This is a genomic window from Chitinimonas sp. BJYL2 (assembly GCF_027257935.1).
Taxonomy (GTDB): domain Bacteria; phylum Pseudomonadota; class Gammaproteobacteria; order Burkholderiales; family Chitinimonadaceae; genus Chitinimonas.
Genome location: NZ_JANZKW010000003.1, coordinates 380,302 through 403,027 on the forward strand (window position 1 = coordinate 380,302; position 22,726 = coordinate 403,027).

Sequence of the window (22,726 nt, forward strand, 5' to 3'; positions counted from 1 at the left end):
CCTTACCAGCTGCGGCCGCTGGCAATCAGGGCTGTGGCTTCCTCGGCCGGCAAGGGCCGGGCAAAGTAGAAACCCTGGGCAAAGGTGCATTCCAGATCCCGTAGCACCTGTAGTTGCTCGGCGGTTTCGACGCCTTCCGCAATCACACCCATACCCAGGTTGCGGGCCAGCAGGATGATGGCGCGGACGATCTCGCGGCTGAAATGATCTTCGGTGATCTGGCGCACGAAAGACCCGTCGATCTTGAGCACGTTCGAGGGGAAACGGTGCAGGTAGGACAGCGATGAATAACCGGTGCCGAAATCATCCATCAGGATCTGCATGCCACGGGCGCGGATGGATTGCAGCATCGTGATGATGGCATCGGTGCTGTCCATCAAGATGCTCTCGGTGATTTCCAGCTCCAGCAGGTGCGGCTCGATGCCGGCTTGGGCAATGGCATTGTCGACCTGCGCGACCAGATCGGGCTGATTGAACTGCTTGCCCGAGAGATTGACGCTGACCCGCAGTACGCGATCAGGAAAGGCCTGTTGCCAGCGGGCGATCTGCTGGGTGGCATCTTCCAGCATTTGCTTGCCGATGGCGTTGATCAGACCGATTTCCTCGGCCAGCGGAATGAATTCGGCCGGGCTGACCAGCTTGCCATCGGGCTGCAACCAGCGCACCAGGGCCTCGAACGCCGCGATTTCGCCGGAGTTCAGGTCGACGATGGGCTGGAAATATGGACGGAACTCGCGCGCCGCCAGCGCCCGGCGCATTTCCTGTTCCATCTTGAGCGCCCGCAGCATGGTGCCCTGCATGGTGCGATCAAAGACTTCGAACTTGCCCGCACCGCGTTGCTTGGCGCGGTGCATGGCGGTATCCGCATCGCGGATCATTTCTTCGGGATGGGCATATCCGCCGCTGGATAGCGCAATGCCGACCCGCGCGCCGGGGTAGATTTCGTGGCCTTCCACGTCAATCGGCTTGCCCAGCTCGGCGAGTATCACTTCCGTCTGCCGCAGGGCTTCGGTCGGATCGTCGATGCTGTCGAGCAGGATGGCGAATTCATCGCCGCCAAAGCGGGCAACCACATCGCCAGCGCGTTGTATGCGAACGAGTCGCTCGGCCGTGACACGAAGAATCTGGTCCCCGGTGGCATGGCCGAAGCTGTCGTTGATATACCGGAATCGTTCCAGATTCAGGCACAGCACCGCGCAGAGATAGTTGGGGTCGCGGGTGGAGTGACCCAGCGCAAACCCCAGAAAATCCGTGAACATGGGGCGGTTGGCCAAGCCGGTCAGGGTATCGTGCAGGGCGTCATACAGCATCTGCTCTTCGGCCCGCTTGCGCTCATTGATGTCGGTGAGCGAACCAGCCATCCGGTAAGCGCGCCCCGACTCCTTGTCCATCAAGGCCATGCCACGGGTGGCCATCCAGATCCAGCTACCGTCACGATGCTGCATGCGGTGCTCGGTCTCGAAGTGCGGGGTCTCGCCACGCAAATGCTGGATCAAGCGCGCGCGCATGCTGTCGCGTTCATCCGGATGAACCAGGCTCATCCAGATATCGGTGGGTGCATTGACCAGCTCGTCTTCACGGTAGCCGAGCATCGCCTTCCAGCGCGGCGACAGGTAGAGGGTGTCCTCGCGGATATTCCAGTCCCACAGCCCGTCGTTCGCGCCGCGAATGGCCAGCTCGTAACGTTCCTGGCTTTCTCTGAGCGCCAGTTCGGCCTGGCGTTTGGCGCGGCGGTTGTCGGTTTCGCGCAGCTCGCGTTCCACCACGCTGGCCAGACGCTTGAGGTGGGATTTGAGTATGAAATCGTTGACCCCGGCCTTCATCATCGCCACGGCGGACTCTTCGCCGATGGTGCCGGTAACGACAATGAAAGGGATGATGCGGCCATGCTGCTGGAAGATGGCCAGCGCTTCCTGTGCCGAGAAACGCGGCATGGAGTAGTCCGACAGCACCAGGTCCCAGTGCTGTCCCGACAAGGCTGCATGCATGGCATCGGCGCGATCGACGCGCTGGAAATCCACACTGAATCCTTGGCGCCTCAGCGCCAGGATATTGAGCAGTGCATCGTCTTCGGAGTCGTCGACAACAAGCACCCTCAGGGCTTGTTTGACCTGGGCCGCGCTATCCATGGTGCTCAGTTCTGGACCGGTTCGTTGAGCATCAGCCAATAAAGACCGACCTGACGCACGACTTCCATGAACTGCATGAAGTCGACCGGCTTGCGGATATAGCTGTTGGCGCCCAGGCTGTAGCTTTTGACGAGGTCATCCTCCTCCTTGGAGGTGGTGAGGACGACAACCGGAATCAGGCGGGTCTGTTCGTGGCTGCGGATCTGCCGCAAGACCTCGATACCATTGAGCTTGGGGAGCTTGATATCCAGCAGGATCAACACGGGCCGATCGTGCTTGCTCTTGCCGGTGTGCAAGCCCTGACCAAACAGATAATCGACGGCTTCCTGCCCGTCGCGCGCAACGGTGATCGGATTCTGGATGCCGTTCTTGCTGAAGGCACGAATCGTGAGCGCTTCGTCGTCAGGGTTGTCTTCGACCAGCAGGATGGGCGGTTGCATTCGGCGGGGGCGGGCAAGGTGGCCCGATCATGGTTGATTCGCCTGAACACTAGACTACAGCGAGGCTGCACGGCAAGTGCAGCCTCGCATTTGACCCGCCGGAGTGTGGCCGGTCAGGTCCCGGATCAACGGTTTGAGCGTGGATCGGGCTTACTGCAGGTTCTTGGAAACGATCTCGTACACATCGCGTGACAAACCGACTTGCGCGGCAATGCGTTCCAGCGCGGCCTGCATGCGAGCCCGGCGTATGGGTTCGAGCTTCTTCCAGCGGTTGAAGCACCCCACGATGCGCGCTGCCACCTGCGGGTTGAGCTGGTCGAGCTTGAGCACAGCGTCGGCGGCAAACTCGTAGCCGCTGCCATCGGCAGCATGGAACCCTGCCAGATTGTTGTGCACGAAGCTGCCGATCAGCGAGCGTACCTTGTTGGGGTTGGCCATCGAGAACGCCGGATGCTGCATCAGGGCGTTAACGTGTTGCACCGTACCCAGACGGCGGCTCATGGCTTGCAGGGCGAACCACTTGTCCATGACCAGCGCTTCATTGGCCCACTTGGCGGCAAAGGCATCGAGCGCGGCATCGCCTTCAGGCCAGTTGACCAAGGCCATCAGGGCGGCTTGGGCATCGGTCATGTTGTCGGCGCTTGCGTACTGCTTTTCGGCCAGTTCCAGCAGGGTGGGTTCGTCCAGCTCGGCCAGATAGCTTAGCGCCGTGTTACGCAGTGAACGGCGGGCTACGGCGGCGGCGTCGAAGGTGTAGGGACTGCTGTCTTGCAGGCGGGCATAGACCGCCTTGAACTCGTTGCGCAGGGCACGCGCCAGACCCAGACGCATGGCTTCGCGGGCTGCACGGATCGCATCGGGATCAATTTCGGTCTGCTGATCGGCCAGATAGGTTTCTGCCGGCAGGGTCAGCATCAGGGCCACGAGTGCCGGGTCCAGCGTGTCGTCGGCCAGCAGGGCGCGCAGGGCTTCGACAAAATCGTCGTTGAGCGTCAGTGCGCCACCGTTGCGGGCAGCGTCGATCAGGCCTTGCAGGTCTTGCAGCATCAGCGTCTGTCCGGCTTCCCAGCGGCAGAAGGCATCGCTGTCGTGGGCCAGCAGGTGCACCAGATGGGCGCGCGTCCACGGGAAGTCCAGCTTCACCGGGGCCGAGAAATTGCGCAGCAGCGAAGGCACGGGCTCGACGGCCACATCCTCGAACACGAACGTCTCGCTCGCCGCCTTGACGGATAGCACGCGCGTGCCGTTGATGGCTTCGCTTTCACCCTGCAGGCGCAGTGGCAGATCACTGCCATCGGGGCCGACCAGGCCCAGTGCCAGCGGGATATGGAAGGGCAGCTTTTCAGTCTGGCCCGGTGTGGCGGGGCAGCTTTGCGAGACGGTCAATGTGTAGCGGCGCGCGGCGGCGTCGTACTGGCCGCGAACGTTGAGCACCGGTGTGCCGGCCTGCTGATACCAGCGCTCGAACTGGCTCAGATCGTAATCATTGGCGTCGGCCATCGCGGCGCGGAAGTCGTCGCAGGTCACGGCTTGGCCATCGTGGCGCTTGAAGTACAGGTCCATACCCTTGCGGAAGCCATCGCGGCCCAGCAGGGTCTGGTACATGCGCACGACTTCGGCACCCTTTTCGTACACGGTAACGGTGTAGAAGTTGTTGATTTCGATATAGCTCTCGGGGCGTACCGGGTGCGCCATCGGGCCGGCATCTTCGGCAAACTGGTGGGTGCGCAATGCGCGTACGGCCTCGATGCGGCACACCTCGGGACTGCCCATATCGGCCGAGAATTCCTGATCGCGGAAAACCGTGAGGCCTTCCTTGAGCGAGAGCTGGAACCAGTCGCGGCAGGTCACGCGGTTGCCGGTCCAGTTATGGAAGTACTCGTGCGCGATCACGGCCTCAATGCCGTCGAAGTCCACATCGGTGGCGGTATCGGGGCGAGCCAGCACGAACTTGGTGTTGAAGATGTTGAGGCCCTTGTTCTCCATCGCACCCATGTTGAAGTCGCCCACGGCGACGATCATGTAGGTATCGAGGTCATATTCCAGGCCAAAGCGCTGCTCGTCCCAGCGCATCGACTTTTTCAGCGACTCCATGGCATGGGCGCACTTGTCGAGGTCTTGCGGCTCGACAAAGATTTCCAGTGCCACTTCACGGCCCGATGCGGTCGTGTATTTGTCGGCCAGCAGCGAGAGCTTGCCGGCGACGAGCGCAAACAGATAAGCCGGTTTCTTGAACGGATCGACCCACTTGACCCAGTGGCGGTTGCGGTCAAGCTGGCCTTCGCCGACCTTGTTGCCATTGCTGAGCAGCACCGGCCACTTGCTCTTGTCGGCGACGATGGTGGTGGTGAAACGTGCCATCACATCTGGGCGATCAAGGTAATAGGTGATCTTGCGGAAGCCTTCGGCCTCGCACTGGCTGTAGAAGTTGGCACCCGAGCGGTACAGGCCGTTGAGGCTGGTATTCGTTTCGGGATGGATCAGGGTGACGATTTCGAGGATGGCGTTGTCGGGCATGGCCGACACGGTCAGTTCTTCGCCATCAAGCTCATAGCGGCTACCGTCGAGCGATTCGCCATCGAGCTTGATCGATTCGAGCTCCAGCTCGCGACCGTGCAGGCTCAGCGGTGCGCGCGCATCGGGATGTGCGGGGTTGCGGTGCAGCACCAAGCGCGAGGTCACCCGCGTGCCCGTCTCCTCCAGATCAAAAGTCAGGTCGACCTTGTCGACCAGGAAGGCGGGGGGCGTGTAATCCTTGAGCTGGATGGGCTGGGGGGTGTTGACGTCGAGCTTGGCCATGGTGCTTTCTATCGCGCGGGAGAGAGGCAGGATCGCTGCGGCCCGCGTAGTCCGGAATGGGGTAAACGCGCAATTATAAACCGCTACCTGTTTTGAGGCACTTTGCAGAAGTAAACGCGAATGCTCGTCAATGCTTATGGATGATCGGGTTATATGCGGGCGGCGCGATATGAATAGATGCAAAGAATTGTTCTTTGCGCCCACCCGCGCTGCTAATCTGCCTGCCTTGATCATGGCTGGTACTGCGCCCGCAGTGCCGGCAAACCAGATGGCTTCCCATGTATATCTACGACGATTACGACCAGCGCATCGTTGACCAGCGCGTCGCCCAGTTCCGCGACCAGACCCGCCGTTTTCTATCGGGCGAGCTGACCGGCGAAGAGTTTCGCCCGCTGCGCCTGCAGAACGGCCTTTATATCCAGCGCCATGCACCCATGCTGCGGGTGGCGGTGCCTTATGGCCATCTCACCAGCAAGCAGGTACGCATGCTGGCGCACATTGCCCGCAAGTACGACCGGGGCTATGGTCACTTCACCACGCGCCAGAACATCCAGTACAACTGGCCCAAGCTGGAAGATGTGCCCGATATCCTCGCGGATCTGGCCACTGTCCAGATGCACGCGGTGCAGACCAGTGGCAACTGCGTGCGCAACACCACCACCGACCAGTTTGCCGGCGTGGCCCATGACGAGATCATCGACCCGCGTCCCTGGTGCGAAATCATCCGCCAGTGGTCTACCTTCCACCCTGAATTCGCCCACCTGCCGCGCAAGTTCAAGATCGCCGTTTGCGGTTCGGTCGAAGACCGCGCTGCGACCTGGGTGCACGATATCGGCGTGCATGTGGTGCACAACGAGGCCGGCGAAGTCGGCTTCAAGGTCATCGTCGGTGGTGGCTTGGGCCGTACGCCCATTGTCGGTGCCGTGATTCGAGAGTTTCTGCCACAGCAGCACCTGCTCAGCTATCTGGACGCCGTGCTGCGCGTTTACAACCGCTATGGCCGTCGTGATAACAAGTACAAGGCGCGCATCAAGATCCTCGTCAAGGCGATGACGCCCGCCGCGTTTGCCGCCAAGGTCGAAGCCGAATGGGCACATCTCAAGGATGGCCCGATGACGCTGACTCAGGCCGAAATCGACCGCAATGCTGCCTTCTTCACCGCCCCGGCTTACGAAACCCTGCCGGCTGAGGACGCCGGCTTTGCCCAGCTACGCAGCGAGAACAAGGCCTTCGCCCGCTGGGTAGAGCGCAATGTGTTCAAGCACAAGGTGCCCGGATATGCGGCCGTCACCCTGTCGCTCAAGGCCACTGGCGTGGCACCGGGCGATGCGACCGACGCACAGCTCGATGCCGTGGCCGATCTGGCCGACCAGTACGCTTTCGGTGAAATCCGCGTCAGCCACGAGCAGAACCTGATCCTGGCCGATGTGAAGCAGTCTGATCTGTTTGCTGTGTGGGAAGCCGCCAAGAAGCTCGGTTTTGCCACGCCCAACATCGGCCTGATTACCGATATCGTCTGCTGCCCCGGCGGCGACTTCTGCGACCTGGCCAATGCCAAGTCGATTCCGATTGCCGAGGGCATCCAGCGCGTGTTCGACGATCAGGACTACCTGTTCGACCTGGGCGAGATCGACCTCAATATCTCCGGCTGCATGAACAGTTGCGGCCATCACCATGTGGGCCATATCGGCATCCTGGGCGTGGATAAGAGCGGTTCCGAGTGGTACCAGGTCTCGCTCGGCGGCCGTCAGGGCCACGACGCCAGCTTGGGCAAGGTGATCGGCCCGAGCTTTGCGCAGGACGATGTACCGGGTGTGGTCAAGCAGATCATCGACGTATACGTGGAGCATCGTCAGGATGACGAACGCTTCCTCGATGTATTCGATCGCGTGGGCATGGAGCCCTTCAAGACCCGTATCTATGCCAAGGAGCGTGCCCATGGTTAAGGCGCCCCATATCGTTAAACTGGATCGCGCCACGGGCCAGCGCCAGATCATTGCCAACCACTGGCTGCGACTGGCCGAGGCGGCCGACGATGCCGTTCCGCCGCACAGCCTGCTGCCGCTCAAGGAATGGCTCGAACGTCGCGACGAGCTGATTGGCCGAGCCGATGTCGGTATCTGGTTCGCGCCGGACGACGAACCCGAAGCTTTGGGCTCGGATGCGGCCCAGCTCGCCATCATCGCTGTCGAGTTCCCTGCGTTTACCGACGGTCGCGGCTTCAGTATCGGCCGTTTGCTGCGTGAGCGTTATGGCTTTACCGGCGAGCTGCGTGCCGTCGGTGATGTGTTCAAGGACACCATGCTCTATCTGAAGCGCTGCGGTTTCGATGCGTTTGAAGTGCGTGCCGACAAGGATGTCGAAGAAGCCGCCAAGGGCCTCGACGACTTCACCGAGTATTACCAGGGCGCGGCGGATCAGCCGCTGCCGCTGTTCCGCCGCCGGAGTGCCTGAGATGACTTCGGGCAAGGTCTGGCTCATTGGCGCCGGTCCCGGCGCGGCCGACCTGATCACGGTGCGCGGTATGCGTCTGCTGCAAGCGGCCGACTGCGTGCTGTACGACGCGCTGGTCCAGCCCGAGATGCTGGCCTATTGCCCGCAAGCCACCTTGATTGATGTGGGCAAGCGTTGCGACCAGGCCTCGATGCAGCAGAAGTTCATCAACAAGATGCTGGTGGATGCGGCGCATAAATATCAGCGCGTGGTGCGCCTCAAGGGGGGCGACCCGATGCTGTTCGGTCGGGCGCAGGAAGAGTTGCACGCGCTGGATGAAGCCGGCATTGCCTATGAAGTGGTGCCGGGTATCACCGCGGCCTTGGCTGCCAGTGCCGATGCCGGCATCTCGCTGACCAGCCGCGGTCTGGCGCGCAATGTATTGTTCGCCACCGCCCGTGTGGGCCATGGCGAAGATCCGAGCGACTGGGTTCGCCCGGTGGTCGCTGCCGATACCGCCGTGCTCTACATGGGCGTGAAGCAGGCCGCCGAAGTGGCTGCGGCCTTGCTGGCCGGCGGCCTGCGCGCCGATACCCCCTTGCTGATTATCGAGAACGCCTCGCTGCCGCAATCGCGCGAGTGGGCGATGACGCTGGCCGAGTTGCCCCTGGCCGCGAGCTGGCAACTGGCCGGTCCGGCCATTTTGCTGATCGGCGAGGTGTACCGCGCCAGGTTGGCCTTGGCCGAAGCGGCACCAATGCAAGCACGGGCCTGAACAAACGCTAGGCCAGCCGCTTGGCGGTCGCAGGGGGTAAGCTGGTCGCTTTCTCCACCGGGCTGTTTGCAACCATCATGAAACGTTTGCTGCTCTTACTACTTGCTTGCCATGGCCTGCAGGCATCGGTGCTGGCTGCGCCTGTCCAGTCTGTCGCCTTGCTGGATCTCAAACGGTATCTGGGCACCTGGTACGAAGTTGCCAGCTATCCCATGTTTTTCCAGCGCATGTGCGTGGCTGATACCACGGCTGAATATGGCTTGCTGGAGGACGGCCGGGTTTCAGTGCGCAATCGCTGCCGCAAGGAGGATGGCAGTTTTTCGGAGGTGACAGGCAAGGCCGGCGTAGTGGCCGGCACCGGCAATGCGCAGCTCAAGGTCAGTTTCTTCTGGCCGTTCTCTGCCCCTTACTGGGTGATCGGGCTCGATCCGGACTACCGCTGGGCTGTAGTTGGCAACCCGAATCGCGACTATCTGTGGATCCTGTCGCGCACACCGCAGTTGCCGCCGGCCGATTGGGCTGCAGCGCGTGCCATCGCGCAACAGCAAGGTTTTGACCTAGAGCGGCTCAAACTGACGCGGCAGGCACCGTAATGATCCAGCCCTCCACCGGGTCGATCTGCGCCGGCAGTCCGTAGGTGACCTGTGTAGCGGCCCAAGCGGCTTGCAGCAGGCAAAGCACGGCGTCGAGCAGATCGCCACTGGCATCGTCGATGATGGCTGTGCGCTGACTATGGGTGAGCAGCAGTTTTTGTCCCAGTGGCGGTACATCACCACACAGCGCATTGACGATGGCGAGGCGGTGCTCTGCGCGGGCAGGCGTCTGTTTGGCCGGGTCGTCGTTCTTGTAACTGGCGTTGCCGATGATCTGCCGCGCGAGCAGGGCCGGGTAGGCTTCGAGTGCGATCCGCGCCGGGTCACCGGCATGCAATCCGGGCAGGCTCACGCCAGCGGCGAGCAGCCTCGGCGCCCCTTCGAGCAGCATCCATGCAACTGGCGGGTTGATCCATTTCATCGAAGGGCTGGAGCGCGCGAGCCGGTCTACTGCGCGGTGCGCAAACTTGTTACCTGCGGGACGCGCGTTGCAGAAGTTGCGGAACAGTGAGGTCAGGTCGGATCGGCCATGACTCGCGTAATGGCGGATCAGATCGGGCCAGCAGGTGGGCCAGCCCTGTTGTTCGACGAATTCGCGCGGCAGGCCGAAGGGGAAGTCGAAGCCGCCTGTCCATGGGCCGGGCGTGGCCAGCATCGCCTCGAAGGCAGCAAAACTGTCGAGCCGCGAGGTGCTGTCGAGCCGTACGCCGGCATCGGTCAGGTCGCCTTGTGCCACCGTGATCTGTTTGCCGCGGCCGGGGCGACTGGTAAAGTCCACGCCGAACAGAAGCTGCCGGGTGGATGGCGAGGGCGTAAGCGGTAATTTGTCTGGCATGGCTTGAACTTTACGGGATTTGACCTGATCTAAACGCACGAAACCAACTGGAGCCTGTGCCCATCATGAAACGTGTTCTCGTATTCCTGTTTGCCTTCTTTGTCAGCTTTGGCGTGATGAGCGTCGAAGTGGAGGCCAAGCGCTTCGGCGGTGGCAAATCGTCGGGCATGCAGCGTAGCGCGCCGCAGCGTCAGGCTGATCAGCCCATGCAGCGTCAGCAGCAGGGCCAGCAAGCTGCGCCCGCACAGAAGCGCAGCTGGATGGGCCCGCTGGCGGGTCTGGCTGCCGGTATTGGCCTTGCCGCCTTGTTCTCGCACCTGGGCATGGGTGAAGGCATGGCCAATTTCGCCATGATGGCCCTGCTGGCCGTGGGCGCCTTCTTCCTGATCCGCTTCGTGATGGCGCGCATGCGTCCTGCCGCCGCAGCGCCGGCTCAATATGCGCCGGCTGGTGCCGGTAATGCGCCGGTCGCCCCGGCAGACTATCGCCAGCAGGATTATCGCCAGCAGTATGGTTCGGTGAATGACACGGGTGCGTTCAGTGCCGATGCACTCACCGCATTTCCGCCAGAGCTGGATGTGGAGGCGTTTGTCCGCGTCGCCAAGGTCAACTTCGTGCGTTTGCAGGCAGCTTATGATGCGGCTGATCTGGATGATTTGCGCGAGTTCACCTCGCCCGAGATGTTTGCGGAAATCAAGATGCAGCTGGCAGAACGCGGCTCCAGCGCCAATGTGACCGATGTGGTTCAGCTGGATGCGGAGCTGGTGGATTACGCCCGTGAGAGCAACCGCGAAATCGCCAGCGTACGTTTCCATGGCTTGATTCGCGAGTCTGCCGATGCCAGCGCCGAACGATTCGAGGAAACCTGGCACTTGAGCAAGTCGGGCAAGAGTGGCTGGGTGGTTGCTGGTATTCAACAGGCCGCCTGATACAGCGCGAGCATCCATCAAAAACGGGGAGCTGAGGCTCCCCGTTTTATTTGGCGGTACGCTCAGGCACGCCGGCAGGCCGGGTCATCCTTGTTACGCTCGTCCTGGCAGTCGATCTGGCTCAGGGCCTCCACCTGAGTCTGCGCCTCGGCAACATCCTTGCCGTACTCCTTGAGGTAGCGGTCACGCTCTTCGCTTTGCCATTCGCTGCTGGCAAAGCTCGTCAGGGCATGGCTGGCGGTCTGATGAACGCGCCCCGTTAATCTCGGCATGAGGACTCGGTCAGGAAAGCCTGTATCTCGCAGCAGATAGCCATCCACATCCCTTACGCTTAGGGGGAAGCGGGGCTTGAGATCACGGATCAGCTTGCCGAACAGGGACAGCTTCAACTGCTGGGGCCCGCTATCGAGCATGTCGTTGAAGGTCAGCAAGGCCAACGGTTTGCCGTCTGCGTCGTCAATCCGTGCGTTGATGATGAAACGTCCCGCCTGCCGGACATCGACAGGGATGCGCAAGACCAGGGAGCCAGCCTCGATGGTGTCCTTGAAGCTACCCGCCCAGACAGCGGGCACCTGGGGCGTGTAGATGATGTCGAAAGCATGGCGCCCGTTACGGTCACCGGCCTGATACGCCAGCTGAAGGCGGATGGTGCCGTCGAACTGCGCGAGCGGACTTTGCGCTGGCACCAGCAGGGCCGAGGCTATGCCATCCCCGCTACGCAGGTCGCCTGCCTGCCCCTGATCGTTGAAGGCGACGACCATGGCTGGCAAGGCACCGCTGCCGGCATGCGGCATGGCACGGGCGGTGGCTTCGGTTACGGCCAATGGCAGGGTTTGCCCATCTCGCTGGCGGGCTGTGATGGTGAACAGCACGGCTTCGCCACTGGCGACATAGACGCGGCTTTGGCTGGTGATGATCTGTACAGTCGGGTCAACATTGCCGTTGCCGTCGTGGAGCGCCTGCTCTTCCTCGACGGGACGGTTGGGCTGGAGTTGATCCTCATGCTCGCTGGCGGGGCGGGAGTCAAAAGGATACTGCGTGGTCTGGCGATAGCTGTCCAAGGTGGCTTGGGCGCGTTCGAGCCGTTCGCGCCAATGAGCAAGTGCAGCGGCGCGCTCTGCAGGGGTCATCGCGGCAATCGTGGCGGCGCTGGGGGCTGCGCTCAGCATCTCCATGCTGTCCTTGGCTGAACCAGTGGCGGTGCTATGGCTCGCCTGCGGAGGCGGTGAGGTATCTGCCGGCCAGATCAGCCAGATCAGCCCCGCCACCGCCACGGCGGCCAGCATCAGGCTGGACACCGTGGCGAGGCGGCCCGATCCTGCCGGGCCGCTCGGTGGTTTATTGGGCATTGGTGACAACGTCACTACGAACCACCGAGATGATGCCGCCCCAGTTACCGTTGGCGTAGTGGTTGTAGGCTTCGTTGTTATCGCGGAACTTCACCGAGTGGTAACTCCACTTGGTGCGACCACCTTCATTGGCTGCGGTGCCCAAGGTCAGATCATTGCAGAACCAGTCGGACGGATTGCAAAAACCTGCGCCCGAAGTACCGGACACGCCACCGGTGGAGTGATAGGCCACCGCTTCGTCATCCTGACCCGGGAGAATGCTGGAATACAGTGTGCCCTTGGCGCCGGCAAACATGTAGAACCAGACACCTCGCGTGGTGTTGTGGTTGTACATCGCACGTGCCGTCGTGGTTTTCAGATCCTGTACCAGCGGTTCCGATACGGCCCAAGAACCCACATCGGAGAGTTCCGAACCGCCAGCCGCGCCGGAGGCCACGTTGACCCACTTGATGTTCCAGCCGGTTTGCGTACCGGCACCCGAGGCACTGCACACGCCGGAGGCGTTCGGGCTCGGTGTCATCTTGGTCCGGGTCGACCCACCGTAGTTGGCCATGGTGTAACCCATCATCAGGTCACCGGCACTGTGCACAGCCACGTAACACCAGTTGCCGCCGGTGCAGAAACAGTCGAGTGCGTTACGCACGAGGTGGTTCTGGTCGGCAATCCGGCTGCGACCATCCCAGTTCACGGCCTTCTTGTTGACGCCTGCGGCCGTGCTGGCCGGGCCCCAATAGGTAAAGCTGTCGTAGTTGCCGATCTGGCCGCCCCCGGTACGACCGTTGATCCAGAGGGTGTAATTGGCGGCAAAGGCCGGCAAGGCCAGGCTGGCCAGCAGGCCAACGAGGATAAGGCGATAACGCTGCAACATGCTGCACGCTCCTTGTGGGTGGGTGAGACGAAGCAGGCATTTCACAGAGATGGGCATAAGACGGCATGACGCCGTCTTCGCTGCCGCATGGTTCCGGCAGTTTCCTCTGGCCCGACTGGAACAACTCCCCTGTGCTGCCCGACGCATTCCTTGCCGTTGGCAAGGAAAACAAGACCGGTATGTTCCGGTTGCGACGGAATCCTAGAGTAATTGCGCTAATTCACAAGCCAAGCATGCGCTTGACTGGTGAATGTTGTACTTACGCCAGCGCACAATGCGCTGTGCACGGATGATGGACGGCCTTGCTCAATAAGCATACTTATTGGTATGTTTATAGGACTCATTCACAGACAGGGGCCGCTTGGGCGCCTGTTACCGTCATCAGGAGTTCCGATGTATCACCACATTGCTGCAGCACTCGTGGGTCTGCTGCTATCCCAACCGGTGTGGGCGTGGGATCAGCAGGCCAATCATTACAAGGTCAGAATCGATGCCAAGGCGCAAAAGGCGCATATCGAGGCGGATGTCTGGGTGGCAGGCCATACCCTGATGTTCTTTGGCGTCGAGCCATTGCCGAACCTGCCCAACGGCCAGGCGGACCTGATGGAGAACCTGACCGTGGTGGATGGCGCCGGGCAACCGGTGGCGACCAAGAATCTGGGTGAGGGCGAGTTTGCCCTGCAGGGGGATCGCCGCCTGCGTTATCGCTACGACATCCGCCTGGAGCATGATCGTTACGCATGGCCTGGTGGTGTAGAGGAAGTCCTGTACCGCACCGATGAGGGCATTCTGGCCTCGGGGTACGCCTTGTTCCTGGCGCCGGGGGAAAAGATGCTGGGCGAGACGCGGGTCACCTTTGACTTGCCTGCCGGGTGGCAAGCGCACACCCCGTGGCAGGCTACAGCCAGCCCCGATGTCTTTATCGCCGAAACCCGCAAGGCACTGGCCAATAACGTGATTTTCATGGGCACGGCACGCACCGAAACGCTGAAGTCCGGCGGGATGGAGGTGCAGATGGTGCTGGGCAAGCCCTATTGGCCAGCTCGCTCGCTGTTCCGTGAGTTGTTCCAGAAGCAGTTGGACAGCTATCTTGCCCTGTTCGGCGGGCCGCCACAGTCCAAGCGCTATCTGGTGGTGGTCAACGCCGGTGCGAGTGGCGATGGTGGTGCCTTTTCGGGCAGTTTCAGCCAGTTGATCAATGGCACTGCCGAAAGGCAAACCCTGCCGATCTGGGGCCGCGTGATGGCCCATGAGCTCCTGCACTTCTGGAACGGCTTGACGCTCGTTCCCAAGGATGGGCACGAGGAGTGGTTCAAGGAGGGTGTCACGGACTATCTGACGCTCACGTCCATGGCTCGCAACGAGTTGATCAGTCGGCAGGCGCTCATGCAGTGGTTCGAGAACCTCAGCCGCGGCCAGAGCGTGGCCCGCCAGGCACAGGGACTGACCATGCCCATCAGTGCGGCCGCAGCCGACAAGCATCGTAACTGGCTGCTGGTGTATGGCGGTGGCAGCATTGCTGCGCTGGCGCTGGATGTGGAGTTACGCAAGGCCACGCAGGGCAAGCAAGGGCTGCCGGATGTGATGCGGGCGATGCATGCCGAGTTCGGTCAAGCCGGCAAGCGCTATGACTTTGCCGACCTGCTTCGGGTTATCCGCAGCACCACAGGGTATGACGCCACCGCGCTGCTGGAGCGGATCATCAATCAACCCGCCCCCTACGATCTGCGCCCGGTATTTGCCGACCTGGGCTTGCGCCTTGAGCAATACATGCTGCTTGAGCACCATCTGCTCAAAGACCATCAGGCTGATGCGGCAGCGCGGGCGCGCTTTACCCAGCTGACCGGGCTACCTTACTGAGCATCCGGCAAGCGACGGGCGTTTCATCGTGTGATTGACCATCACCACGCGGCGAAACGCCCGCCGCCTGGATCGCGCAAACGGTAAACTCGCGGCCTTGTTGACGAGAGACGGAGCAAGGGCGTGAGTTCGCCACTTCCTCACCGCGACGGTGTCGCGCCCAGCTTCTTGTGGCTACCCTGCGAGTCCTGGCCTGATCTGCTGACCTACCTGATCGCCCGGTTCCCCCATGTGGGAGAAGAGATCCTCCGCGCACGCCTGCAGCGCGGCGAACTGGTGGACGAGACAGGGCGGCCGCAGGGGCTCGATGCGCCTTATGTGGCGGGTAGCCGCATCTGGTACTACCGCGAAGTACCGGATGAGACGCCCGTGCCATTCGAAGCGCACATCCTGCACCGTGATGAGCGTTTGCTGGTGGTTGATAAGCCGCATTTCCTGAGCATGATTCCTGCAGGGCGGCACCTGCGCGAGACGCTGTTATCGCGGCTGCGGCATCAGCTCGACCTCCCTGAGTTGACGCCCTGTCATCGGCTGGATCGGGAAACAGCGGGGGTCGCCATGTTTTGCCTGCATCCCCCTAGCCGTGGCGCCTATCAGAAGCTGTTCGAAGCCCGTGCAGTGAGCAAGGTATACGAGGCCGTTGCGCCTTGGCGTGAGGCGCTGGCATTGCCACTCGTCCACCGTAGCCGGCTTGAAGAAGGCCAAGGTTTTTTTTCCATGCAGGAGGTGGACGGGGAGCCTAATAGCGAGACGCTGGTTGAACTGATCGCCCGGCATGGTGAACTGGCCCACTATCGGCTCTCGCCCCATACCGGGCGAAAACACCAGTTGCGCGCGCACATGGCGGCTTTGGGCATCCCGATTCTTCACGACCCCTGGTATCCGGTACTGCTGCCGGATAAAGGGGATGATTTCAGCCGGCCTTTGCAGCTGCTGGCTCGTACTTTGGCGTTCAAGGACCCTTATACGGGGGAGGCGCGTTGTTTTGAGAGCAGGCGCGGGCTGGTGGCTTTATCCGAAGGATCGTCGAGTCCGAGGGAAAGTGAATAACGTGGCAATCAGCTAGCTTAGAAGCGAGCCTGCGTGTAACTAACCGTAGGCTCCCTCTGCCCTGCCTAACCTGCTTGGCACGCAACTTGGTCGCAAACCGCCGTGAATTTGTTGCCATCGATGCAAGCTACTTGATAGTGCTCAACGTAATCAGCCTTGCCGATCAACCAAGCACCAGAACTGCCGCTTTTGCAGCCTTTGCTGTTGGCGAACTGTTCCGCCTCATAGGACCAAGTACCCAGTTTCCGGTCCTTGATGGAGTACGACACCACCGGTGGTGGAGCAGGTTCGCTACGTGGCGCCGCATCCAAAGGGGTAAGAGTTGCCACGGTGGACGGTGCCGGCATTTCTGCCTGTGGTGCAACGGGCATGCGGCTGGCCTGCTGGGTGTTCACAATGAGTTCCGCCGAAGCTATAGCCTTGCTCTGTATCGGCGTCTGATTCGGCGCAAGCAGTAGCGTCGGGTCACCTGTATAGGCAAGGCCATTCAGATCCAATTCACCCTGAGCTTCGGTAATTTCATTTGGTGTAACGTGTCCGACGAATAAGCCCATAGAGATGCTTGTTTTGATGTACTTTTTCTTGCCTGCTTCCAGTGCGACATGTGTGCTTCGGGTCACTTCAGTTGAAGTGGCTACCGTGTAGTTGCCGGGCTGTCTATCCACAAAAAAGAAGCCACCGGGTTTGGAACTCCCCACAACCTCTTCGTTAACCCTGATATTCGGCTGGACAGCTGCACCGACCATATTGTTGTCGCGATAGAAATAGATGCGCCCCTTGCCGGTTGCAATTGGTGGAATCTTGTCTTTGATTTCCGCCATTTTGGGGCCAGATGCGCAGCCACTTAGAAAACCGACGCTTATGAGCGCAATTAGTGCAATTCGATTCAAAGCTTTCCTCCAAGACTTCATATGGTTATATGTTGGCGATACCGGAGACTCCGACCGGCATCGCCAAAGGGCTGATTAACGGCTGATCGGCTTGTAACGAATCCGCTTCGGCTTCGCACCTTCTTCACCCAGGCGCTTCTTCTTGTCGGCTTCGTATTCCTGATAGTTGCCGTCAAAGAACACCCACTGCGAATCGCCTTCGGCCGCCAGGATATGGGTGGCGATCCGGTCAAGGAACCAGCGATCGTGGGAGATCACGAACACGGTGCCGGCAAATTCCAGCAGCGCGTCTTCGAGGGCTCGCAGGGTTTCCACATCAAGGTCGTTGGACGGTTCATCGAGCAGCAGTACGTTGCCGCCCTTGAGTAGGGTCTTGGCTAGGTGCAGGCGGCCGCGTTCGCCGCCCGATAGCGTACCGACCTGCTTTTGCTGGTCGCCGCCCTTGAAGTTGAAGCGGCCCAGATAGGCGCGGCTGCTCATCTCGAACTTGCCCACGGTGATCATCTCGTGGCCACCGGCCACATCGTCGAATACCGTTTTGTTGCCTTCGAGCCCTTCGCGGCTTTGTTCCACAAAGGCCATCTGCACCGTCTGGCCGATCTTCACCGTGCCGCTATCCGGTTGTTCCTTGCCCGCGATCATCTTGAACAGCGTCGATTTACCGGCGCCGTTGGGGCCGATGATGCCGACGATGGCACCGGGAGGCGCCTTGAAGCTCAGGTTGTCGATCAGCAGGCGGTCGCCAAAGCCTTTGGACACGCCATCGAATTCGATCACTTCATTACCGAGGCGCTCGCCAACGGGGATGAAAATTTCTTGGGTTTCATTGCGCTTCTGGTGTTCGAAGGAGCTCAGTTCCTCGAAGCGGGCGATACGCGCCTTGGATTTGGCTTGGCGGCCCTTGGGGTTCTGGCGCACCCACTCGAGTTCCTGCTTCATCGCCTTCTGGCGCGCGGCTTCGGACTTGCCTTCCTGGCTCAGGCGCTCGTCCTTCTGCTCCAGCCAGCTGGAATAGTTGCCCTTCCAGGGAATGCCCTGGCCGCGGTCCAGTTCCAGAATCCACTCGGCGGCGTTGTCGAGGAAGTAGCGGTCGTGGGTAACGGCCACCACGGTGCCGGGGAAGCGCACAAGGAACTGTTCCAGCCATTCCACCGATTCGGCATCCAGGTGGTTGGTAGGTTCGTCGAGCAGCAGCATGTCGGGCTTGCTCAGGAGCAACTTGCAGAGCGCGACACGGCGCTTTTCACCGCCAGAGAGGTGGCCGATCACGGCATCCCAAGGCGGCAGGCGCAGCGCATCGGCAGCCAGTTCGAGCTGGTGTTCGACATTGTCGTTGGCGCCGGCAGCGATGATGGCTTCGAGTTTGGCCTGTTCTTCCGCCAGCTTGTCGAAATCGGCATCGGGTTCGGCATAAGCGGCATAGACCTCTTCGAGGCGCTTTTGCGCCGCCATGACTTCACCCATGCCGCTTTCGACTTCCTCACGCACGGTCTTGGCAGCATCGAGTTCGGGCTCCTGTGCCAGATAGCCGATCTTGATGCCGGGGAGCCACTGGACTTCGCCTTCGTATTCCTTTTCCACGCCGGCCATGATTTTCAGCACGGTCGATTTACCCGAACCGTTCAGACCCAGGAGGCCGATCTTGGCGCCAGGGAAGAAGCTGAGGGAAATATCCTTGATGATCTGCCGCTTGGGCGGAACGATCTTGCTCACGCGGAGCATGGACATGACGTACTGGGCCATGGTGTCTCGAATCAGTAGGGGAGAAAGACCACCAGTTTAACAAAGCCGGGCGCTTGGCGGATCAGCGTGGATTGAGCTTGTCGAAGCGAGCGCGATGCGGGTCGAGGGCGGTACTAAGCGGCAGGCCGGGTTCGGGCGCGCGGTGGCTGGCACCGGCCAGCGCCAGCAGCTCGCGATCGAGCTGCGCCAGGCTGGCTAGCGGGCGCCAGTGCTCACCGCTGGCTTCCTCCGGCCAGCAGGTCTGGCCATCAAAGGCGATGGCCAGTGTCGGTGAGGCATGCACATCGCCTAGGGTAGCCAGTACAGCGGCAAGCCGGCTGGGCCCCAGTTTGCCGAGGGCGCGCTGATAAGCACGTAGCGCATCGCTGCAGCGTACGAAGCCGAACCCGGCCATGAGCCGCCGGAATTGCCGCACCAGTCCCGGTGTGGCGTCGAACAGCTGTTGCAGGGCTTGCGCCCGCTGATCGAATGGCAAGGTCGGTTGCAGACTGATCTGTGCCTCAAGCCGCAGCATCGGCGGCACAGCAAGGCTGTGATCACGGCAAGCCTTGCCGAGGTTTGCCGCCAGTGCCGGCAGCGTGGCGCGCAGATTCTCTGCAACTTCGGTGAGATTGAGCTTGCCTTCCGCATCGGGCGTTGTGCCCCATAGGCCGTAATCTGCGGGGCCGCTGAGCAGATGCGGATCGGCGGCCGGGCTGGCTGCAGCGAGTGCCTGCGCGAACCAGGCTTCAAAACCGGCGGCTGCGGGCAGGCGCAGAGGTGGTGCTGCAGCCGGCGGGTGGCCGTGCGGCAGGCCGGAAGTCGGGACAGTGGCTTGGGCGCGCATGGGCTGCGCGTTGCAAAGCCCGTGCCATCAAAGCAAAAGGCCTGCAATGGCAGGCCTCTTCTGTGGGGCGGGTGTGGATCAGGCCTTGGCGGTGATCCGGATATACCGGTCCATCAGGGTTTCCTTGCTTTCCTTGCGGTCCGGGTCGAGCGGAATACAGTCTACCGGGCACACCTGCTGGCACTGCGGTTCGTTGAAGTGACCCACGCACTCGGTACACAGCTCCGGATCGATCTCGTAGATTTCTGCGCCCTGCGAGATCGCGTGATTCGGGCACTCGGGCTCGCACACGTCGCAATTGATGCATTCGTCGGTAATCATCAGGGCCATGGTCGGTACTCGGCAAACATCTGGAACGGGTCAGTGGAGCATTGTACCACTGCAGATCAGGGCACCTTGCGCGGCGGGTTTGTCGCATCAGCGGCTCGACCGATGTTTCCAGATGTAAATTCCCTGAGCAGATGACCTATGCGCTGGCGCCTAAGCCCCGGCGCGCATTAGTCTGCTGCAAAGTACCAACTGGCTGGAGTGCTCTTTCCATGCGTCTTGTGTTGATTGTATTGCTGGCATGTTGCCGGTTTGTGGCGGCTGAACCCTTGGGTGAACGCGACGCCCGCCATCTGCTGGCCCGTACCGGATTCGGCCCCACGTCCGACGAGGTTGCGAGCTACGCACGGCTCGACCGAGCGGCTGCTGTGGACAAACTGCTGGCCGAGACCCGCCGCAAGGCTGTTACCACGCCCCCTGTCTGGGTGAACGAGCCCGCGCCGGTACGTCGCTATCAGGATTTGAGCGAGGTGGAAAAAAAGGCGGCGCGTGAACTGCAGCGTGATCGCGGGGTACAGCTGCGCGCCTGGTGGTATGACGAAATCCGCGATACACCCTCGCCGCTGACCGAACGGATGGTGCTGTTCTGGCACAACCACTTCGTTTCATCGTTGCAGAAGGTGCGGCAGCCGCAGTGGCTGTATCAGCAGAACGTACAGTTCCGCGAGCACGCGCTGGGCAACTTTGCCGAGCTGTTGCACGACGCGATCAAGGCACCGGCCATGCTGGTGTATCTGGATGCCATCCAGAACCGCAAGGGCCAGCCCAACGAGAATCTGGCGCGAGAGGTGATGGAGCTGTTTACGCTGGGGGAGGGTAATTACAGCGAGCAGGACATCCGTGAAGCGGCACGCGCACTCACTGGCATGAGCCTGGATCGCGATACGGGCGCATACCGCTTCCGCCTGGCCCAGCACGATTTTGGCGAGAAGACGATCTTCGGCCAGCGCGGCAACTACGACCCGGATGCTTTTCTGGAACGGCTGCTGGCACGCCCGGAAACTGCCGAGTTCATCACGCGCAAGCTGTGGCTGGAATTCGTCTCGCCTGAGCCAGACGCCCGCGAGCTCAAGCGTCTCGCGCGGGTTTTCCGGCAGCATCGTTACGAGATCAAACCACTGATGCGTGCGCTGCTGGTGTCGGATGCCTTTTACGCCGAAGCCAACCGTGGCGTACTGGTGAAATCGCCGGTAGAGCTCACGCTGGGTACATTCCGCCAGTTCGGCATCACGCCGCCGGACTGGCGCACCACCATGGCCGTGAACCGCGGCCTGGGACAAGACCTGTTCAATCCGCCCAACGTCAAAGGCTGGCCGGGCTACACAGACTGGATCAACAGCCAGACCCTGCTGACCCGTAAGCAGCTGCTGGCGAGGATATTCCGTGCCGCAGAGAGCGCCGACGTCGCGGCTATGGCTGGCGCAGATCGGAGCGACCGCGCCAGCCTGCGCTTGAGCCGGCGCGCCCAAGATCTGCATCTGGACGACTGGGTGGCGCAGGCTGGCGGGCTGGGGCGTGCCAGCCTGTTGCTTCTGCCGCTCGAACCCGAGGCAGACAGCACGATGATGACTGCATCTCCCGCCGAGGCTATCAGCAGGCTGGTGCTCGACCCCTTGTTCCAGCTCAAGTAAGGAGGCACATCATGCAACGACGCCAGTTTCTCCAGCTGGGCAGCCTGTGGTCAGCCGCCTGCCTATCCGGCAGCGTCGCCTGGGCTGCCGCACCGGCCGGCACGGGCGGCAAGCCCAGGTTGCTGATCATGGTGGAGCTCAAAGGCGGCAACGACGGCCTCAACACCGTTGTGCCGTACGCGAACCCGGCCTACTACGCGCTACGCCCGACCATTGCCATTGAACGTGATCAGGTCTTGCCGCTCGATGCACAAACCGGCCTGCATCCGGCTTTGCTGCCGCTGATGCCGCTATGGCAGCTAGGCGAGCTGGCCGTGGTGCAGGGCGTGGGCTATCCAAAGCCCAATCTCTCGCATTTCCGCTCGATTGAAATCTGGGATACCGCATCCAGCAGCGACACCGTGCTCCAAACGGGCTGGCTGACGCGCCAGTTCGCTGCAAGGCCCTTGCCGACCGGCTTTATTGCCGACGGCATTGCAGTGGGTAGCCCAGCGCTCGGCCCACTGGATGGCGGCGCGCGCTCATTGGTGCTGCAGAGTCCGGCCAGCTTTGCCCGTCAGGCCAAGCTGGCGGGTGATATGAGCGTAGGTATGCACAATGCCGCACTCACCCACCTGTACAAGGTCGAGGACGATATCCGTCTGGCGGCCCGCGGCTTGGTTTCGGGTGCGAAACTCGACACGCCTTTCCCTGCTCATGGCTTTGGACGTACCGTCAAAACGGCCATGGAAGCCTTGGCGGCCAACCGGCAAATCGGCATGTTTCGGCTCACGCTTGGCAGCTTCGATACGCATGTCAATCAGCGAGCTACCCACCAGCGGCTGCTGACCGAACTGGCGGAGGGATTGGGGGCGTTGCAGCAAGCCTTGACTGAACTGGGCTGCTGGCAGGATACGCTGATCATGACCTACGCCGAGTTCGGTCGTCGGCCGCAGGAAAACCGCTCCGGGGGGACGGACCACGGCACGGCCAGCGCCCATTTCTTGCTGGGGGGCGCGGTGCGCGGCGGCCTGTATGGCAAGGCACCAGATCTTGCCAATCTGGACAGCGGCAATCTGCGCCACTCGGTGGACTTCCGCCAGCTTTATGCCACCGCCTGCCGCTACTGTTGGCATAGCGATGGGGAGGCGGCACTGGGTGGCCGCTACACGCCACTGGATATGCTGAGAGCCTGATGGCTGCCCAAAGCAAAACGGCACATCCGAAGATGTGCCGTCTGTGCTGAAACTGCCTGGTTCAGGCGGATTGA

The 22,726-nt window shown here is 61.5% G+C and carries 19 protein-coding genes; 9 read left to right on the plus strand and 10 right to left on the minus strand.

Features of this window, described 5'->3' with window-relative positions:
* Window positions 1-2 precede the first annotated feature (2 nt).
* The 3 genes from O9X62_RS11625 to pepN all read right to left on the minus strand — a co-directional run bounded on the left by O9X62_RS11625 (window position 3) and on the right by pepN (window position 5,368).
* Window positions 3-2,129: a bifunctional diguanylate cyclase/phosphodiesterase gene (locus O9X62_RS11625; RefSeq protein WP_269533030.1), complete on the minus strand. Its 2,127-nt coding sequence runs from the start codon at window positions 2,127-2,129 to the stop codon at window positions 3-5.
* Between the two features lie 5 nt (window positions 2,130-2,134).
* Window positions 2,135-2,569 (minus strand): response regulator, encoded by a 435-nt coding sequence (locus O9X62_RS11630; protein ID WP_269533031.1) that lies wholly within the window; start codon window positions 2,567-2,569, stop codon window positions 2,135-2,137.
* A 150-nt stretch (window positions 2,570-2,719) separates the two neighbouring features.
* Window positions 2,720-5,368, minus strand: a complete 2,649-nt coding sequence (gene pepN, locus O9X62_RS11635) for an aminopeptidase N (protein WP_269533032.1) — start codon at window positions 5,366-5,368, stop codon at window positions 2,720-2,722.
* 278 nt (window positions 5,369-5,646) lie between these two features.
* Here pepN and O9X62_RS11640 point away from each other — a divergent pair, with 278 nt between their 5' ends.
* The 4 genes from O9X62_RS11640 to O9X62_RS11655 all read left to right on the plus strand — a co-directional run bounded on the left by O9X62_RS11640 (window position 5,647) and on the right by O9X62_RS11655 (window position 9,169).
* Window positions 5,647-7,314 carry a nitrite/sulfite reductase gene (locus O9X62_RS11640; protein WP_269533033.1) on the plus strand — a complete coding sequence of 556 codons (1,668 nt, stop codon included), beginning with the start codon at window positions 5,647-5,649 and terminating at the stop codon, window positions 7,312-7,314.
* Window positions 7,307-7,822, plus strand: coding sequence for a DUF934 domain-containing protein (locus O9X62_RS11645; RefSeq protein ID WP_269533034.1), 516 nt, complete (start codon window positions 7,307-7,309; stop codon window positions 7,820-7,822). The genes O9X62_RS11640 and O9X62_RS11645 overlap by 8 nt, the downstream gene beginning before the upstream one ends.
* Before the next feature lies 1 nt (window position 7,823).
* Window positions 7,824-8,576 (plus strand): uroporphyrinogen-III C-methyltransferase, encoded by a 753-nt coding sequence (gene cobA / locus O9X62_RS11650; protein ID WP_269533035.1) that lies wholly within the window; start codon window positions 7,824-7,826, stop codon window positions 8,574-8,576.
* A 77-nt stretch (window positions 8,577-8,653) separates the two neighbouring features.
* Complete coding sequence (locus O9X62_RS11655; protein WP_269533036.1) at window positions 8,654-9,169, plus strand: lipocalin family protein; 516 nt, start codon at window positions 8,654-8,656, stop codon at window positions 9,167-9,169.
* Here the strand turns inward: O9X62_RS11655 and O9X62_RS11660 are convergent.
* A complete protein-coding gene (locus O9X62_RS11660; protein ID WP_269533037.1) occupies window positions 9,144-10,004 on the minus strand; it encodes a DUF429 domain-containing protein in 861 nt (286 codons plus the stop codon). The two genes, O9X62_RS11655 and O9X62_RS11660, sit on opposite strands and share 26 nt — an antisense overlap.
* Window positions 10,005-10,069: 65 nt before the next feature.
* On the opposite strand from O9X62_RS11660, the gene O9X62_RS11665 reads away from it, so the two are divergent.
* A complete protein-coding gene (locus O9X62_RS11665) occupies window positions 10,070-10,933 on the plus strand; it encodes a Tim44 domain-containing protein (RefSeq protein WP_269533038.1) in 864 nt (287 codons plus the stop codon).
* Between the two features lie 62 nt (window positions 10,934-10,995).
* Here the strand turns inward: O9X62_RS11665 and O9X62_RS11670 are convergent, their stop codons facing one another.
* Together O9X62_RS11670 and O9X62_RS11675 are read right to left on the minus strand one after the other, a co-directional pair.
* Window positions 10,996-12,282: a hypothetical protein gene (locus O9X62_RS11670; RefSeq protein WP_269533039.1), complete on the minus strand. Its 1,287-nt coding sequence runs from the start codon at window positions 12,280-12,282 to the stop codon at window positions 10,996-10,998.
* Window positions 12,272-13,150 carry a hypothetical protein gene (locus O9X62_RS11675; RefSeq protein ID WP_269533041.1) on the minus strand — a complete coding sequence of 293 codons (879 nt, stop codon included), beginning with the start codon at window positions 13,148-13,150 and terminating at the stop codon, window positions 12,272-12,274. Before O9X62_RS11675 ends, O9X62_RS11670 begins: the two co-directional genes overlap by 11 nt.
* A gap of 393 nt (window positions 13,151-13,543) precedes the next feature.
* Between O9X62_RS11675 and O9X62_RS11680 the strand changes: the two genes are divergently transcribed.
* Complete coding sequence (locus O9X62_RS11680) at window positions 13,544-15,010, plus strand: hypothetical protein (protein WP_269533042.1); 1,467 nt, start codon at window positions 13,544-13,546, stop codon at window positions 15,008-15,010.
* Between the two features lie 123 nt (window positions 15,011-15,133).
* Window positions 15,134-16,060 carry an RluA family pseudouridine synthase gene (locus tag O9X62_RS11685; protein ID WP_269533043.1) on the plus strand — a complete coding sequence of 309 codons (927 nt, stop codon included), beginning with the start codon at window positions 15,134-15,136 and terminating at the stop codon, window positions 16,058-16,060.
* Window positions 16,061-16,125: 65 nt separating this feature from the next.
* Here O9X62_RS11685 and O9X62_RS11690 read toward each other — a convergent pair whose 3' ends face one another.
* The 4 genes from O9X62_RS11690 to O9X62_RS11705 all read right to left on the minus strand — a co-directional run bounded on the left by O9X62_RS11690 (window position 16,126) and on the right by O9X62_RS11705 (window position 19,849).
* Window positions 16,126-16,950: a DUF2846 domain-containing protein gene (locus O9X62_RS11690; RefSeq protein ID WP_269533044.1), complete on the minus strand. Its 825-nt coding sequence runs from the start codon at window positions 16,948-16,950 to the stop codon at window positions 16,126-16,128.
* Between the two features lie 75 nt (window positions 16,951-17,025).
* Window positions 17,026-18,693 carry an energy-dependent translational throttle protein EttA gene (ettA, locus tag O9X62_RS11695; RefSeq protein WP_269533045.1) on the minus strand — a complete coding sequence of 556 codons (1,668 nt, stop codon included), beginning with the start codon at window positions 18,691-18,693 and terminating at the stop codon, window positions 17,026-17,028.
* 61 nt (window positions 18,694-18,754) lie between these two features.
* Window positions 18,755-19,519, minus strand: a complete 765-nt coding sequence (locus tag O9X62_RS11700) for a hypothetical protein (RefSeq protein ID WP_269533046.1) — start codon at window positions 19,517-19,519, stop codon at window positions 18,755-18,757.
* 78 nt (window positions 19,520-19,597) lie between these two features.
* Window positions 19,598-19,849: a YfhL family 4Fe-4S dicluster ferredoxin gene (locus tag O9X62_RS11705; protein ID WP_269533047.1), complete on the minus strand. Its 252-nt coding sequence runs from the start codon at window positions 19,847-19,849 to the stop codon at window positions 19,598-19,600.
* A gap of 209 nt (window positions 19,850-20,058) precedes the next feature.
* Here O9X62_RS11705 and O9X62_RS11710 point away from each other — a divergent pair, with 209 nt between their 5' ends.
* The gene (locus tag O9X62_RS11710) at window positions 20,059-21,477 is read left to right on the plus strand and encodes a DUF1800 family protein (protein ID WP_269533048.1); all 1,419 of its coding nucleotides are present in this window, start codon (window positions 20,059-20,061) and stop codon (window positions 21,475-21,477) included.
* A gap of 11 nt (window positions 21,478-21,488) precedes the next feature.
* Complete coding sequence (locus O9X62_RS11715) at window positions 21,489-22,652, plus strand: DUF1501 domain-containing protein (RefSeq protein ID WP_269533049.1); 1,164 nt, start codon at window positions 21,489-21,491, stop codon at window positions 22,650-22,652.
* Window positions 22,653-22,726: the final 74 nt, after the last annotated feature.